13 protein-coding genes are annotated in these 15,035 nt (G+C 56.9%); 3 read left to right on the forward strand and 10 right to left on the reverse strand.

The window, feature by feature from the left end; translation table 11 throughout:
• Positions 1–14 precede the first annotated feature (14 nt).
• Together IVB27_RS13135 and IVB27_RS13140 are read right to left on the reverse strand one after the other, a co-directional pair.
• Complete coding sequence (locus IVB27_RS13135; protein WP_247444036.1) at positions 15–929, reverse strand: glycosyltransferase family 4 protein; 915 nt, start codon at positions 927–929, stop codon at positions 15–17.
• A 263-nt stretch (positions 930–1,192) separates the two neighbouring features.
• A complete protein-coding gene (locus IVB27_RS13140; protein WP_247443976.1) occupies positions 1,193–2,326 on the reverse strand; it encodes a glycosyltransferase family 2 protein in 1,134 nt (377 codons plus the stop codon).
• A gap of 139 nt (positions 2,327–2,465) precedes the next feature.
• Between IVB27_RS13140 and IVB27_RS13145 the strand changes: the two genes are divergently transcribed.
• On the forward strand, positions 2,466–3,257 hold the full coding sequence (locus IVB27_RS13145; RefSeq protein ID WP_247443977.1) for an FkbM family methyltransferase: 792 nt from the start codon (positions 2,466–2,468) through the stop codon (positions 3,255–3,257).
• Complete coding sequence (locus IVB27_RS13150; protein ID WP_247443978.1) at positions 3,254–4,525, forward strand: O-antigen ligase family protein; 1,272 nt, start codon at positions 3,254–3,256, stop codon at positions 4,523–4,525. The genes IVB27_RS13145 and IVB27_RS13150 overlap by 4 nt, the downstream gene beginning before the upstream one ends.
• Positions 4,526–4,636: 111 nt before the next feature.
• Here IVB27_RS13150 and IVB27_RS13155 read toward each other — a convergent pair whose 3' ends face one another.
• Positions 4,637–5,614: a glycosyltransferase family A protein gene (locus IVB27_RS13155; protein WP_247443979.1), complete on the reverse strand. Its 978-nt coding sequence runs from the start codon at positions 5,612–5,614 to the stop codon at positions 4,637–4,639.
• 162 nt (positions 5,615–5,776) lie between these two features.
• Between IVB27_RS13155 and IVB27_RS13160 the strand changes: the two genes are divergently transcribed.
• Positions 5,777–7,303 (forward strand): glycosyltransferase family 4 protein, encoded by a 1,527-nt coding sequence (locus tag IVB27_RS13160; RefSeq protein ID WP_247443980.1) that lies wholly within the window; start codon positions 5,777–5,779, stop codon positions 7,301–7,303.
• A 46-nt stretch (positions 7,304–7,349) separates the two neighbouring features.
• Here the strand turns inward: IVB27_RS13160 and IVB27_RS13165 are convergent, their stop codons facing one another.
• From IVB27_RS13165 to IVB27_RS13195, 7 genes are all read right to left on the reverse strand, one after another.
• Positions 7,350–8,105: a class I SAM-dependent methyltransferase gene (locus IVB27_RS13165; protein ID WP_247443981.1), complete on the reverse strand. Its 756-nt coding sequence runs from the start codon at positions 8,103–8,105 to the stop codon at positions 7,350–7,352.
• The gene (locus tag IVB27_RS13170) at positions 8,102–9,592 is read right to left on the reverse strand and encodes a class I SAM-dependent methyltransferase (protein WP_247443982.1); all 1,491 of its coding nucleotides are present in this window, start codon (positions 9,590–9,592) and stop codon (positions 8,102–8,104) included. Before IVB27_RS13170 ends, IVB27_RS13165 begins: the two co-directional genes overlap by 4 nt.
• Positions 9,589–10,785 (reverse strand): DegT/DnrJ/EryC1/StrS family aminotransferase, encoded by a 1,197-nt coding sequence (locus IVB27_RS13175; protein WP_247443983.1) that lies wholly within the window; start codon positions 10,783–10,785, stop codon positions 9,589–9,591. The genes IVB27_RS13170 and IVB27_RS13175 overlap by 4 nt, the downstream gene beginning before the upstream one ends.
• Entirely contained in the window at positions 10,725–11,726 is a 1,002-nt protein-coding gene (locus tag IVB27_RS13180; RefSeq protein WP_247443984.1) for an NAD-dependent epimerase/dehydratase family protein, read from the reverse strand. The genes IVB27_RS13175 and IVB27_RS13180 overlap by 61 nt, the downstream gene beginning before the upstream one ends.
• Positions 11,723–12,904: a DegT/DnrJ/EryC1/StrS family aminotransferase gene (locus IVB27_RS13185; protein WP_247443985.1), complete on the reverse strand. Its 1,182-nt coding sequence runs from the start codon at positions 12,902–12,904 to the stop codon at positions 11,723–11,725. Before IVB27_RS13185 ends, IVB27_RS13180 begins: the two co-directional genes overlap by 4 nt.
• Positions 12,905–13,005: 101 nt before the next feature.
• Positions 13,006–13,515 carry an acyltransferase gene (locus IVB27_RS13190; RefSeq protein ID WP_247443986.1) on the reverse strand — a complete coding sequence of 170 codons (510 nt, stop codon included), beginning with the start codon at positions 13,513–13,515 and terminating at the stop codon, positions 13,006–13,008.
• Between the two features lie 32 nt (positions 13,516–13,547).
• Entirely contained in the window at positions 13,548–15,023 is a 1,476-nt protein-coding gene (locus IVB27_RS13195; protein WP_247443987.1) for an oligosaccharide flippase family protein, read from the reverse strand.
• Between the last annotated feature and the right edge of the window lie 12 nt (positions 15,024–15,035).

Here is a 15,035-nt window from a genome sequence, read left to right on the forward strand (position 1 = left end):
AGCCGCTCGCCGCATTAAGCACAAGCCGCAGCCCGAGCGATCGCGACATGCTCCAACATCTGTCGCCTTCGCTTAACGGCAACTTCATCCCAACCAAATGCGCGCGCGCGTTCCGCGGCTGCCGCGCCCAAGCGCCTTCGACGATCACCGTCCTCTGCAAGCGTGCGAATTGCCATGATCCATCCATCTTCGTCATAGGCGTTCAGGATAAGCCCTTCCTGACCGTCTCGCACAATCCTTCCCATTCCCATTGGAGTCGTAATGGCCGGCAAGCCACATCCGCACGATTCGTAAGTCACTTGTGGCCCCCCCTCCTCCAAGGAGGCAAAGACGAAAATGTCAGCCGAGCGATAGAGGCTCCCAATGTCGTTCACGTAGTCAAGCACAACAACATCAGGCCTTGCCAGGAGAGCGGCGCATTGTTCCTTTATAGCGGTCTCGAGCACGCCCGCCAGCACCAGTCTTCCACGAACGTTGCTCCGCGCCCAATAATCCAGAAGCAGATGACAGCCCTTCCTGACGCAAATGGAGCCGGCGAATACCGCAGTAATGCCGTCGCACGGGGGTAGGAGTCTGTTGGTCCCGCTAAATCGCTGCGGGTCCCACCCATAACTCGTACTCACCAATTTCGACGCAGGTAGACCGTTGCGGAGAAGCGATGCCTCGACCATAGCATTTGGACAAAAAATAAAGTCCACAGCGTCCAGCGCGGCCTGCTCGGCATCAACCGATTCGTCGGTAATTGCGTGACGAGGAGATAGGCCCAACTGTTTGTACGCTTCGTCGAGAATGACTTTGGCTGATCCTCGATGGCAATTAATCATCTCCCGGAAAACTGGTATATTGTGGCGCTTAAGTTCAAGGATGGTGTTCAACGATGCATCTGGCCAAATATAGGCGATGCGATCTCCGAATGTTTCCTTGGTCATCTGCTTCAAAAACATACCTTCAATAGTTCTCGCGGATCTCGATCTCACCCACTTGTACGGCACATATCGAGCCCATGTCGGAAGGACCTGCACAGCCTTCGCGGGGGATACCAGATCCACTGCTGCACGAGGGGAAACGATCGTGACTTCAAAATCGGGCGCTGTCATACCTCGGGCCAGCATTCCGCAAGTATAAGCGGGCCCCTTCGGCGTGACCGGCAGAGGCATGAACACACCGACATGCGCACCCATATGACAGCCCTTTAGCCGCCTACTTGACGAACATCCGACACCGCGCGCGCGTCGCCTGGCACATTTTCAGTATGCCATTCCGGCCGACCCATCTCGCCTTTCAGTCCAGCGACAAGTCCTTCGACCACAGCGCGACTGTTGTTTGGCGCTCCCTGCAGCAGGAACCTGAGCGCATACATCAGAGAAACCGCAACTCTAAGAGGCACCGACCACGGAAAATGTCGCCGTACAAAGCGAACGCAATTGCGGTGCTGGAGATAAACGGAGAGTACCGGTATTGCCGATGAACCTCTGGCCGAACCCGTCGTCGTACCTCGCTTGTGAACGACGATCGATTCGACCGCATAACCGAGCCCCAAGTGTCTCGCCCGAAGCCCCCAATCCATATCCTCATAAAACAGGAAATAGCTTTCATCCATCAGCCCTATCTGCTCGATGCACCAGCGGGTCACGTACATCGATGCTCCCGAAGGGCTATCCATCGCGTCTTCAACGGCGGCGATGTTGCAGGACACGTTGAGAAGCTCTCCCAGGCCGATGGCGACATCTCTCGCCGCCAGCTTCTGCCAGGAAAGTCCGCCGCGAAATCTCACGTGGTCTGCGTCCAAGCTGTCGAGAATGGTGCTGCCCACCATCGCCTTTCGGCCGGACTCGGCCCGTTCGTGCAGCGCCGCCAAAGCAGACTCGGTCGGCTGGGTGTCTGGATTCAAGATCCAGATGGCCCGCCAGGTGGGTATCGCAGAGAGGGGACGCAACCACGCGTTAATCCCGCCTGCATAGCCCAGGTTGTCGAGGGCGCACGCAACCCACACATTCGACGATCTTGCTCGCAGAGCCAGGTGCTGAACGTCGGTAAACCGGTTGGTGTCGCAATCTATCCCGGTTCCAGGAGATTGGCCCCGCACGCAAGGGCCTCCTTTGCCGATCAGGGCGCCGACAAGGCGGTTATAGGCATCATGACCGCCATTTTCGCAAATGAAGATGTCGAACGCCGGCGAAGCCGTCGCACGAGACAACGCCAGGAGACAATCAACGATGTCCTGTGGGTTCCGATAGCCGACGATGAGCACCGCGACCTCAAAGGCGAGGTTTGCCGCCAGCCCACACGAACCGTCCGTTTGGCTAGCCTTTAACCCGGCCGTCATGGGGCGTCCGCTCCAACTATTGAATTAATTATATATTTTTATATCTTTAAATAGACGAAGTTGCAATCCGATTTACTTTATTTAATATTGAAATATTGAATGACCGCCTGTAACCTCTGCCTCGGAAGGCCCTATCGTTATGAATTTGAAGCCTTTTGCCCGCTTCGCATATGCGAACATCCCCGGCGTTGCCGCCGCGCGATTTGCATTTAAGGACGCGGCGGCTTCATACCTTGCGAAACCCGAGTACAGGGGTTCTACGTGGACCACCAGGGCTGATGGTGTGATCATTGACATCGGGGCGAACCGCGGACAAAGCATTCACGCGTTCAAGAGGTTCCGGCCGCAATCGACCATCGTCGCCTTCGAACCCGAACCTGTCTCGGCCGAGCGACTTAAAATTCGGTTCTCCGGCGATAGGTCCGTCTCGATTTTCGCCTGCGCTCTAGGGGCCAAGCCGGGCACCATTACATTCTTCGTTCCCTCATACGGCTGGTGGGTTTGCGATGGCATGGCGGCGACCTCCCGCGAGGCGGCTACCGAGTGGCTGAGCGATTCCGGCCGCATGTACCGCTTCGATCAGTCCAAGTTAACCGTGGGCGAACACAGGATCGAATGTCGCACGCTCGATTCCTTTGCCATGTCGCCTTCCCTGATCAAGGTGCACGCTCAGGGAGCCGAGTTGGAAATCCTGCAAGGGTCGGAGCAGACGCTGAGGCGGCACAAGCCAGCGCTGATGTGCGCCTTTGCATCGGACGGGATTTCGGAATTCGTTTCCGAAATCGGCTATCGGCCGTACGTCTTTCAGAACGGACGTTTCGTGAGGGGATTGGCGCCGCGTTCAGTCACTTTCACGTGGTATTTGAGTGGCGATCACAGCCGCCGCGTTCAGGTCGAAGCGGGGTCACCGGGCAAGGCGGTTCTCTCATGAGCGTCACGGTTGCAGGCGGCGAGTTCGGCCTGACAGATACGGCTTTGCCGAGGGCCTCTGAGCGATGCAGCACGCTGCCGGCTTGGCTAGTACTGATTGGACTCATTCTGCCTGCGGCACAAGTCCAACTGTACCTCGCCGATGCGAAATTGACGGTAGGCCGGATCGGTATCCTGCTCCTCATAGTACCTGCGGTGGCAAGACTAGCCAGGACCGGTCGTCACACGCTCGCCTCGGACTATCTTGCATGTGCCGTCGCAGCATGGATGTTCGCAGCCGCCTACTACACGGGCGGCCCGGGTGCGATCTCATCGACCGGCGCAGAGAGCCTCGAGTTTCTGGGTGGTTACACTGTAGCGCGCGGGTTTTTCTTCGGACCGGCGGCAATTTACACCTTCATCAAGCCATTCAAGATTGTGACTGCTTACATCGTCCTGCTGGCGTTTTTCGATAACCTTTCGGGCCGGCTCATTGTTCAAGAAACGTTTTCTGCCGCTTTCGGCAGCTACGCACCGCTCTCGCCCGACTTCAGGCTGTATTGGGTAAGAGCCGCCTCGACGTTTGACCACCCAATTCTGTTGGGCACCTACTGCACTGTCGCTTGCGGCATCTTCCTGTTTTCGGAGCAACGCCCATTGTCAAAGATGCTTTGGGCGAGTCTTTGTGTTTTCGGCTGTCTCTTGTCGTTGTCCTCCGCGCCCCTATTGTCGTGTCTCATTGTCCTGATGCTATACCTTTATGATACGGCACTGAAAGAATATTCTGGACGCTGGCGCGCGCTGCAGCTGTGTCTGGTTACGATCGTGGTCGTGATCATGGCCGTTGCCAATCACCCGCTTGGCTGGATCATCTCCCACCTGACCTTCGATCCGGTGTCGGGATATTTTCGAATGTTGATCTGGGACGCAGCTACACAAAAGATTATGGAGTCTCCTTTCACGGGATACGCATTCGGCCCGCTCAATCACGACATTCTCGATACCACGGTCGACTCGGTGTGGCTGGTGTTTGCGCTTCGGTTCGGACTTCCAATGATTTTCTTTCTTGTCTTGACAAACATTGCGAGCGCCCTACCGGCAAAAAGTCGCTTCATGGGCGCAATTGAGGATCCCAGCGCGCCAGATCTGCGCATCGCGTTCACCATCGCGATAGTGACGCTCATGTTTACCGGGCTGACGGTCCACTACTGGAATTACCTCTGGATATTTTGGGGAGTATGCATCGGCATTAGGGCGTCGCTGCGGGAGTTCTCGATGTACCAGGTCTAACCCCTTGCGAAACGATCGAACGCGAGGGCTTACTTAGCCGCAGCACCACAAGCAATACGCAGTCAGGTCCGACACGCCAATTCTAAAGCAGCCCGGAAACCGCAGAGCCGATTACGGCGTCCTCAGCCGCTCGATAGCGGGCCGCAGCAACTGCCATCCGCGCGGTCCCAGCTGCCGTTTGCAGGCGAGAAGCCACCAACGGCGCGATCTCGTGACCTTGGGATTCAGCTTTGACGCAATCGCCGAAAGGCGTTCCGATAACTCGACGTCTCCGTCATTGAAGGCCCGGCTCGCGCAACTGATCGCGTCGAGCGCCAAATTGTCCATTAACCAGGACCGAAGATCATTCGCGTCCGGAAGCACCACTGAGCAGCTATCTAGGAAATGCTCAAACGCCAGTTTGCGTTGAAGGAAGTCCTGCTCTGCCGAATATCCGCCTGACATGTTGGTTGAATGTCGTCGATACACAGCCTGGATCGCATCGATAAAGCCGACCGGACCATGCGCTGCGAACCGCAACCACATCTCCATATCACCGCTGTGCGTCAAATCCGGCAAGTATCCGCCCACTTTCTTCTGCAGGCTCGTTCGCACCACTACGCTCGGCGCCACCACTATATTTCTGGCGCCCCCGATTTTAATGAAATCTCGGCCGGATAGTATCTTTGTGCCACCTCCCAGTGCCCGAGGCAGTGCCACGATCTCTTCGCGACCTCGATAAAGCGCGACCGCGCCGCCGAACGTGAGGCCGACGGACGGGTTCTCATCCATCAGGCTCGTCGACCTCTCAATCGCACCAGGCATCAGGTAATCGTCCGCGGATAGCAGAATCATGTAATCTGCAGCGGCCCAGACGATCCCCTCATTGAAGGTGGCGATGTGGCCTTGATTGGTAGAATGCCTGCGAAATTCGACCCGCGAATCAGCACGAACCAGATCTTGTGCAACTTGGGGAGTATTGTCTGTCGACGCATCATCAATAATCAGCACCCGCAACTCGGGTCCGCACTGCTTCAATAGACTGTCGACGCATTCCTTGAGGAAATGCCCATACTGATAACAGGGAACGATCGCATCGACGGAACTCACAGCGCCTCCATTTCCGCCAAAGGTCTCTGGCAAGTGTTTTCCATGATTCCTTAGCGCACGTCGCAATGTGCTTACCCACTGCAGATCGACCGTTCATCAATTGCGTCAAAAGACGATACGGCATTATTTATATATTTTGGCTTTGTGCAATATATAGTTTAAATGTTTATTTTCCGTGCTAATTATTGGCTTCAGAAATCCAAACGGGCGGCATTCGAACGCATGACGGGTCTCAGTCACAAAGACCTTTCTTTAGTGGGCCGTGCGACACTTTGGGCACAACGAAACTCCTGGCGGCTGCCACGAAGCGTGAGGCGTATCGCAAAGAAGCTGTTCATTGGCAGCGATCTGGCCTCTGGAAGTGACGACATTGTCGACGACTGGTCGAAGCCACTCGTACCATGCGATGCGATCGTCGCGCCGAATGCACCGGCGGCGCCCGCCTCGATCCCGACCAGTAGCCTGCCGAATCCAAACGAATTCCTTGTGTCGCCAGGCAGTATACATTGCCTCATCGTCACTCCGGTGCTCGACGCCGGCGGCCTCGACGAATTTGTTGCTTTTCTTGCACGGCGCCTGCCCCACTTCGGATTTCGCGTCACGGTTATGTGCGCACATTCATCGTCGGCGCCCGTCGGACAACTATTCACGGCGTTGCAGAGGGAAGGCACAGCGGTTGTTGCCGCCTCGCCAGGCGACGCTTGCCTATGGATGGAAGCGAACCGTCCTGACGTCGTCAGCGCGCACGATCCGCCCGGCTGGCTCTTGCAGGCGGCTAGTGACGGCCGCGTTCCAGTCGTGGAAACGCTCCACGGCATTCCAACTCCTATAAGCACGAATTGGAAGGAAGAGCGCCAGAGATCGAAATTCGTTACCTGCTTTGTCGCGGTAAGCGAGCTCGTGAGGCGTCAGTACCTATCGGGCAATCCGTCCTATTCTGATAGCGCGGTTATCACGATCCCCAATGCGTTCAACCAGACACACCGCCCCTTGGTGAACCGGCCGAGAGCCCGGGCTTGGCTAGGCCTCAATGACGAATTTCTTTTTCTTTCGCTCGGTCGTCATACCGTTCAGAAGAATGCTTACGGCCTGGTATGGGCCTTTTCCGAAGTCGCAGAGAATAATCCTAAGGCACATCTGCTGATCGCCGGCCGCCTGGACGATGCTGTATACACGCGCCAAGTGCGTACGCTTCGCGACAAAATGCCTTGCAGGGATCGGATTCACCTCCGGCACTCGTTTCCGGATCCGTCCATCCTGCTTGCCGCCGCTGATTGCTTTGTTCTGAACTCCTTTTTCGAGGGATGGTCATTGGCCTCCATGGAAGCCTTAAGCGCGGGGCTGCCCACAATTGTAAGTGACGTCGGCGGTGCGCGTGAGCAACTCGGCATGGACGGCAGTCGTGGATTTGTTGTGGCGAACCCGGTTGGCGATCCCGAAAGCGCGAATTGGCATAGTTCGAGCCTTATGCGATTTCAGCCACAAAAAAATAAGGATGAACTCGTCTCGGCCATGAGCTCGGTCATCTTACACAGAGACTATTGGTCAAGAGTACGCGGACAATTGTCTGCGGATTCAAAAATCCGCTTCGATCCGTTCATATGTTCCAAGCGGCATGCCGAGGTCCTTCTTGGGGCGATTTCAAGACCTATGATCAAGAGTGAATTCGCGGATCGTGGTCGCCCGTAGTTGATGCTCTCGACGGATATTGCGCGCTTCGCAGTCACCGTTCCCGCTAACTGATCAGCCGGCTCTTCTTCCAACCGACCTTCGGTTGCGCGGTACGGTCACCAGTCGGCTCACCCGCCATAATGTATTGCTTTGCCAAGTGATGGGTCAGGAACCCCAGTGTAACTCTATCCAACATATTGGATTTGGGACCTTCAAGGCCCGTCATCAGACCGTCTTTGACGATCAGATTTGCATCATTGAGAAGCTTAACGGCGGTGTCTTCGACAAAAAACTTTAGATGGGTGCGGTCAAGAATTCCAGAATCTGCGTATGCAAATCTGCGTTGGAAAAGCAGGGGAAGAGTCACGCTCAGATGCGCGATGTTTGGGACAGAAACAATCACGCGCCCACCATCCATGAGGAGGTTTCTGGTGATGGCCTGAAGCGTACGAGTTGGGTCCGGGACATGCTCAAGGACATCAAGCAACAAGATCAGGTCGAACTTGCTAGCGACCTGTGATATCAAATGGTCGATGTCTCCGATAATCGCGACATCGGCATGCTCTTGCAGGTCGGCCTCAAGTGCTGGATTAAGCTCGACACCGCATGTCGTGACAGCGGGGTAGATCGACTTAAGCCACATCAGTGTGAAGCCTGCGCCAGGTCCCACTTCGAGTATCCGAGAGGCGCGGCTGGGCAGCAACGACCGAATCTCGCGGCGAGAGCGGCTATAGTAGTTTTTGGTAGCCGAGCCATGCGTAACGCCGGCGTGTCGCTGCGTTTCACTCATTTCAATTCTTTTGGCGGCCTCCAAGCTCATTGAACGACGCTCCTTCTGGAAACCTCCATTTGCCCCATTCCGTGATCTTCGCCAAAGAACGGCTTTCGCGATTCACGCCTTGTGGCGGTCGCAACAAGATCGGGCGCAAGTATGGGAGACAGGAGTTGCAACATCGGCCCGGTTGGATGCGGAGCGCACCTTTCAATCCTCTCGATCGCCAGACCGGCCCGCGCACACCAGCTTTGAATTTTTCCGGCTGTCGTGTTGTGGATCCCTACTGCCTCGAAGCTGCCCCAGCGCTGAAAGACGTTGCTGGTCTTCGCGCATTCCCAGGTGTAACGAACAGACGGTCGATTTGGCGTGCTTATGATCACCCTTCCGTCCGGCGCCAAGAGATCGACAAATAGCCTGAGCAGATGTGCCGGATCACGGACGAATTGCAAAACATCGACGAAAAGTAGCCGGTCAAATCGCTCCGCTTCAATTTTCGCTCTCGCCGTTAAGACGTCTCCTAACACCACCTCAGCCCCGAGCTGAGCCAGGCCGTTGCCCAGAACGGGGTCGAGAGGTACAGCCACCACGCGGTTCCCTCTCTCCAGCAGTCGACGCTCGTTTGCCGCGGAGCAGGATCCAATCGAAAGTACGGCAGCGCTTTTCGGTACGCCGGACAACACTTCGTCCCTGGCCGGCTCGTAATAGTCTTTCGAATACATGTTATGCCAGAGTCTAGTCTCGACACTGAATAGCGGAGCCGCGTTTTTTCCCTCACGCGCGATCTGCATCAAGACGGACAGTTGTGAGTCCAATTGGTGGCGGTCGATGCCGAGCCGGTCGATATATTTATTCGGTAAATGTTGGGCCGAGAAATCATCAATATTGGAAATGGGGATCAATTTCTTGAACCCACACTGCGTGTATGGATCAGTCGCAGCAGTGCACGGCAGGTCGTACTTGCCTTCGTGAGGTCCGACCAGAAATCCGCCGGACGCAATTGCTCTCGCAAGCTGCTGCTGGGTGAGCAAATAGCTGGCGGCATGTTCGTTGGTAAAATGAGCAAGGTAGTAATCTCCCCTGATCTTTACCGATGTGCAGTCCCAGTGGAAAGAGCCATGGGCCTGCGGGTAATTTAGTTCACCGCTTGGCGCTTTCTCGACGAGCATTAATCCGGCAACTTCGTCCTCATTCAAGGCTAAAGTCACGTCAAGAAACGATCTGATGTTCCTTTCGGTTATTAAGATGTCGTCTTCGGAATAAATGAACAAATCATACTGATCAATTCGCCCTGCAAACAACTCCTTGTGTGCGAAGGGAAGCGACCAGGGATTCTTATTGGGAAGGCCAACGATACACTCGATGTCCTGGGCTGGCTTCTTGTCAATGTTGGATATGATTACGAGGTCCACGTCGAACGACATGGACCGGTACTCTTTAATCACTCGATCCAGGTAGACGTCATTGGCAGTCCCATAGCTCGCGATCACGACCAAAAGCCGCAATGCCTTCTGATGGGCGATCCCCGAGATCATCGTTCCAACTCTGCCCGCACCGCATCGGCCACCCTCAAGGTATCCTCCGCGTCCATCTGTGCATAAATGGGGAGCAAGATCGACCGATCCTGGGCAAGTTCGGATTGACGCAGATCCTGCCCCTGGGCGAGGCTTGAATAGGGCTGCTCACGATGGGCGCACATGATGCCGCGGCGGGTCGCAATGCCCTTATCGAGGAGATGTTGCATAACGATGCGTTGGTCGAGGCGGTCAGGGAGACGCACGCAATAGCTCTGCCAGTTCGATCTGGCCCACGCCGGCTCGGTAGGTAACCGCAGGCCTTCCAGATTGCCAAGCTGTTCGGCATATCTAGCGGCGACCGCTCGCCGGCGTGCTACCAGTTCTGGAAGTCGCTCGAGCTGTCTGCGCCCAATTGCGGCCTGCATATCGGTCATTCGGTAATTGTAGCCGAGAACAACGTACTCCTCGAAGATCACGGACGACGAGTTATGACGCACCGTATCCGGAACGCTCATGCCGTGCTGGCGCAGCAGCTTGAACTTGCGATCAAGGTCGGCATCCGCGGTGGTGAGCATTCCACCCTCACCAGTCGTGATCACCTTTCGCGGATGAAAGGAAAAGCACGCAATATCGCCACGGGGTTTGCCAATCGCCTCCCATTCCCGGTCTATCCGGATCTGCGATCCGGCGGCACAGGCGGCGTCCTCGATCACGGCGATCCCATGGCGGCGGGCTATAGCCATGAGCGCTGCCATATCACAGGGCATGCCCATCTGATGGACCGCTATGATCGCGCGCGTTCGCTCAGTGATGGCTTCCGCCAGCCGAGCGCAATCCAAATTGTATGTTTCGGGATCGATATCGACAAAAACCGGAATGGCGCCCTGATGCCGGATGACGTTCGCGGTCGCAATGAAGGAGTGGCTGACCGTGATCACTTCATCGCCGGTGCCGATATCCAACGCGGCCAATGCGAGCTGTAGGGCGGTCGTACAATTGGAGACGGCACAGGCGTGCGGTGCGCCGACAAGTGCAGCGAACTCGCGCTCAAACGCCGCCACCTGCGGGCCTTGCGACACCCAGCCCGACAGCACGACCGCGCGCGCAGCGTCAGCCTCTTCGTCCGCCAGGAGCGGCGCCGCGATCGGAATCACGATGCCGCCGCCTGCCGCTGGCGGTCCGAAGCGAGATCGCGTTCGGATCGCCACCATTTCACGAGATCGGCGAGCCCTTGCTCAAGCGAGACCGTAGCGCGGAAACCCAGCAGACGCTCCGCCTTGCCCGTCGATGCCAGCCGGCGCGGCACCGGATTAACCGAGCGCTCCGGCGCGAATTCCGGTGTCAATCCGCGGTGCCCCATCACGGACGCAAGCACCATCGCGAGCTCGGTCAGACTGGTTTCAGTGCCGCTCCCGACGTTGAAGACCTCATCAGTAACCTTTGCCCTGGCCGCAAGGATGTTGGCACGCGCGATGTCGCGGACGTGGACGAAATCCATGGTCTGACGGCCATCACCAAAGATAATGGGAGGCAATCCGGCTTCCAGGCGCTCCATCCAGCGGATCAACACCTCGGTGTACCGTCCGTGGATATCCATTCGGCTGCCGTAGACGTTGAAATATCGGAATGCCACATAGTCGAGGCCGCATGCATCGTTGAAGGTCCGCAGGAGCCCTTCGTTAAACGCCTTGGCGGCCCCATAAAGAGTCCGGTTGTTGTACGGATTGTGCCGCTCGGTCGTCGGAAACTCCTCGGCCATACCATATACGGATGCCGACGACGCCGCGATGATCTTCTCGATATCGTGCTTGATGCACAACTCCAGCAGGTCGTAGGTGGCATCCACCATGACCTCCTTCGCCAGCCGTGGTTCGGCTGCACAATGGGTAATGCGAAGTGCGGCCTGGTGAAAGACGATATCGGCGGCCTTGACCAGCGCCTCCATCAGCTTGCGATCGCGTATGTCGCCGTGAACCAGTCTCACCGGCCCGCGCCCGAGCGCGCGCCGGAGATTTTCCGGCCGGCCTCTGATCATGTTGTCTATGGCAACAATCTCGATACAGCCCTCGTCGCAGAGCAAATCAACGATATGGGAACCGATGAACCCTGCCCCGCCGGTGACCAGAACGCGCTTTCCCTTGAGATCAATCAAGACGCTCTCCTGTTGTGAGACCATGTCATGACGCTTTGTGGATTCTCCGCCTGGTCGCTGACGGTTTCGCTGGGCCGCAGGGCCGCCGCGTTCCTCAATGTAGAGACAACTTCGTCGGCTTGTTCCAGCAGCATCTCCGGATAAATGGGAAGAGAGAGCAACTCGTTCGCCAGCATCTCAGTGACGGGGAAATCACCGGCACGATAGCCGAGTTCTGCATACGCTCTCTGCAGATGCACCGGAACGGGATAGTGGATCCCGGAACCAATGCCGGCATCACGCAACAGCGTCAGCGCGTCATCGCGGCGCTGCAACCTGACCGCATAGACATGATACACGTGACGGGTGTAGCGAGGCGGCTGTGGGCGCGCGAATGGGAGATCGGAAAGCAGTGCATCGTATCGCTCAGCGAGCGACCGTCGCGCTTCCGTCCAGCGCTCGATGTAATCCATCTTGACGGTCAGTATTGCGCTTTGAATTTCGTCCATACGATAGTTGTATCCGGGGATGATGTGGTCGTATTTCGCCTCCTGCCCCCAATCGCGCAGCAGTGACACGCGTCGAGCGAGGTCAGGCCGATCGGTTACGAGCGCCCCACCCTCGCCATACGCTCCAAGATTCTTGCCGGGGTAAAAGCTGAAGCAGCCCAGATCGCCAATCGAGCCTGCGCGGCGTTCCCGGTATTCCGCACCGTGCGCCTGCGCGGCGTCCTCAATGACGACCAGACCGTGACGACGCGCGATCGCCATTATCGGATCCATGTCGGCCATCAGCCCGTGGAGGTGAACCGGCACGATCGCTTTGGTTCGCGGTGTTATCGCAGCTTCGATCAAGCCGGGGTCCATCGTCCACGTCACCGGGTCGACGTCGACAAACACCGGCCTGGCGCCGCTGTAGAGAATGGCCGCGGTTGTCGCGACGAACGTCATGGATACTGTGATGACTTCGTCACCAGGTCCGACTCCCGCCGCAAGCAAGGCAAGGTGAAGCGCGGAAGTGCCGCTGTTCACCGCCCGGCAATGGGCGGTCCGGCAATAATTCGCAAAGTGTCCCTCGAAGGCCGTCACTTCCGGCCCGAGCACAAAGTGCCCGCTGCTGACGACCCTCGCTAGCGCCGCGTCGATTTCCGGCTTGATCTGGCTATATTGGGCTTTCAAATCCAGGAAGGGTATCGACATTCAAGACCTTGGATTGGGGATAAATAATAGAACAAATAAACCTGTATTATTATATTTAATCAAGTATTAAATTTGATAACTGCATCTTCGAATTACAAATGTTATGAAGCACGCGTGACCGAGCCTTGCTCGCTCAGAGCGATGTTTTCAGCTCTGGACAGAATCCGAGCCGGCACTCCGGCGACAATGGCTCCGGGCGGAACGTCCTTCGTCACTACCGCACCCGCACCTACGGAGGCACCCGCACCGATCGTCACACCGCACAGAATGGTGACGTTCGAGCCGATGGAAGCTCCGCTGCCGACATGAGTGCGCTGCAGTGTCCAGTCCGAAGCCTGCTGAGGACGACCATCCGGGTTTGTTGCCCTCGGAAATTTGTCGTTCGTGAACATCACTCCGTGGCCGACGAACACTTCGTCCTCAATTGTGACCCCCTCGCAGATGAAGCTGTGCGAGGATATCTTGCAACGAGCACCTATCTTTGCCCCAGCCTGGATCTCGACAAAGGATCCGATCCTGCTCTCGTCGCCCACGACGCAACCATACAGGTTGACTAGGTCCGAATGGAGGATGCGGACATCGCGGCCAAGCTCGGTGTCAATTATTGGCATGTCAGTTTTCCTGTCTCTACAGTCAAGCAAGCCTACGGTACCGGGCGCGACGAGAGCAGCCTGGGCGCCATCTCGGCGAGATCCGCCGCCGCTTCACGAAGCTGCTGCAGCAGAGGATGACCTGTCACGATCAATCCCCACAGCCAGCAGAAGGCGGCGACCACCAACGCTGATACAAGGCCAACAACGAAATTAAGAATTCCCGCCTCGATCAACACCGCACAGGTGGCTGTGCCCGAAGCGGTCGCCAACGTGACGACACCGCTCTTCAGCAGGGCACGGCCAAACTCGGCCGGCCGCAGGGCCAGATGCGGACTGAGGTAGTATATCGCCACTGCTGCTTGAAATGGCAACGTCAGCAAGGCGCACGCTGCAACTGCCTCCACGCCAAAAAAGGACGCTCCCAAGAGGGCAAGGAGCGATGGTGGCAACGAGATGAAAGACGAGACAAGCGCGTCGCGCACGCGCCCAACTGCCACGAATACGGGATATGTCAGGCACGCAGCGAACAGCGCCAAATTTGCAAGGCAAAGGATGCGCACTAACGGCACTACCTCCAGCCATGCTTCCCCCAGCCACAGCAAAACGATCGGCCTTGCCATAATCGCTATGAAAGTGAGGAATGGCCACTGTACGGCGGAAAGCAGTTGGACCGCGTCGAGATATACGCCCTTTAGATCTGCCCCGGCTGCACGCCTCGTCACGAACGCGGGCATGATGATCGGGTTCAGCACCTGCGTGACGAGCCTGTCAAATACCTGGGTCAGGTTTATCGCCCGGCTATAGAGACCAACGGCAGTAAAATCGAGAATCTTCGCAAGGAAGAGCTGCGGTGCAAGGTTGTAGAAGATATTGATGGCGCTGACGCCGCTGGAAAAGAGACCGAATTCGAGGACGTCTCGGTATTCGGACAGCGAAGGGCGCAACACACCGAAATCCCGATACGAGCTCAGTAACATGGCCGCGAGAACCACGCTCCCTGCCACGCCGCCCCAGATCGGAGCCATGTAGCTGAAGTGCATTACCGCCAGTCCGATCGAAACCAGTGCGATCGTGATGTTGCTCGCAAAATTACAGATCGCGAGCGTTCCAAACTGCATGTCGCGGCGAAACAAGGCGGCCAACGTTCCTGAGACCGGTAGAAGGAGAAGGTTCAGCGCAGAAACCTCGATACCTCGCCTCAGACCGTCTTGCCCAAACAGTTGCGATATGATGTCGGCCGAGGCCAACAGGATCAGCGCAACCGCGAGTGAGATCGCCCAGGTTATAGTAAACGCTGTGCGAACGGTTCCGCGCGATAGTTCACGCTTCTGAATTAAGTAATTCGCCCCGCCAAATTCCTGAAAAGCGGCTGCGATCACGGCGGTAAGAGCGTTGACAACCGCGAAGACCCCGAACTCGCTCGGCGTAAGTAGCCGCGAAAGCACGGCGGTCGAGACGAGGAACAGCACAAGGCCCGCATAACGGTCCACTGCAGAAAACAGGACTGAACGCTGTACTGAATTCATTGCAACTCCGTC

It is taken from the genome of Bradyrhizobium sp. 197 (assembly GCF_023073375.1).
Lineage (GTDB): Bacteria > Pseudomonadota > Alphaproteobacteria > Rhizobiales > Xanthobacteraceae > Bradyrhizobium.

Excerpts from the sequence above, each read along its gene's own strand:
- IVB27_RS13135 (WP_247444036.1), bottom strand. The coding sequence starts at position 929 with ATGACCAAGGAAACATTCGGAGATCGCATCGCCTATATTTGGCCAGAT.
- IVB27_RS13140 (WP_247443976.1), bottom strand. The coding sequence starts at position 2,326 with ATGACGGCCGGGTTAAAGGCTAGCCAAACGGACGGTTCGTGTGGGCTG.
- IVB27_RS13145 (WP_247443977.1), top strand. The coding sequence starts at position 2,466 with ATGAATTTGAAGCCTTTTGCCCGCTTCGCATATGCGAACATCCCCGGC.
- IVB27_RS13150 (WP_247443978.1), top strand. The coding sequence starts at position 3,254 with ATGAGCGTCACGGTTGCAGGCGGCGAGTTCGGCCTGACAGATACGGCT.
- IVB27_RS13160 (WP_247443980.1), top strand. The coding sequence starts at position 5,777 with ATGTTTATTTTCCGTGCTAATTATTGGCTTCAGAAATCCAAACGGGCG.
- IVB27_RS13165 (WP_247443981.1), bottom strand. The coding sequence starts at position 8,105 with ATGAGCTTGGAGGCCGCCAAAAGAATTGAAATGAGTGAAACGCAGCGA.
- IVB27_RS13170 (WP_247443982.1), bottom strand. The coding sequence starts at position 9,592 with ATGATCTCGGGGATCGCCCATCAGAAGGCATTGCGGCTTTTGGTCGTG.
- IVB27_RS13175 (WP_247443983.1), bottom strand. The coding sequence starts at position 10,785 with ATGGTGGCGATCCGAACGCGATCTCGCTTCGGACCGCCAGCGGCAGGC.
- IVB27_RS13185 (WP_247443985.1), bottom strand. The coding sequence starts at position 12,904 with ATGTCGATACCCTTCCTGGATTTGAAAGCCCAATATAGCCAGATCAAG.
- IVB27_RS13190 (WP_247443986.1), bottom strand. The coding sequence starts at position 13,515 with ATGCCAATAATTGACACCGAGCTTGGCCGCGATGTCCGCATCCTCCAT.
- IVB27_RS13195 (WP_247443987.1), bottom strand. The coding sequence starts at position 15,023 with ATGAATTCAGTACAGCGTTCAGTCCTGTTTTCTGCAGTGGACCGTTAT.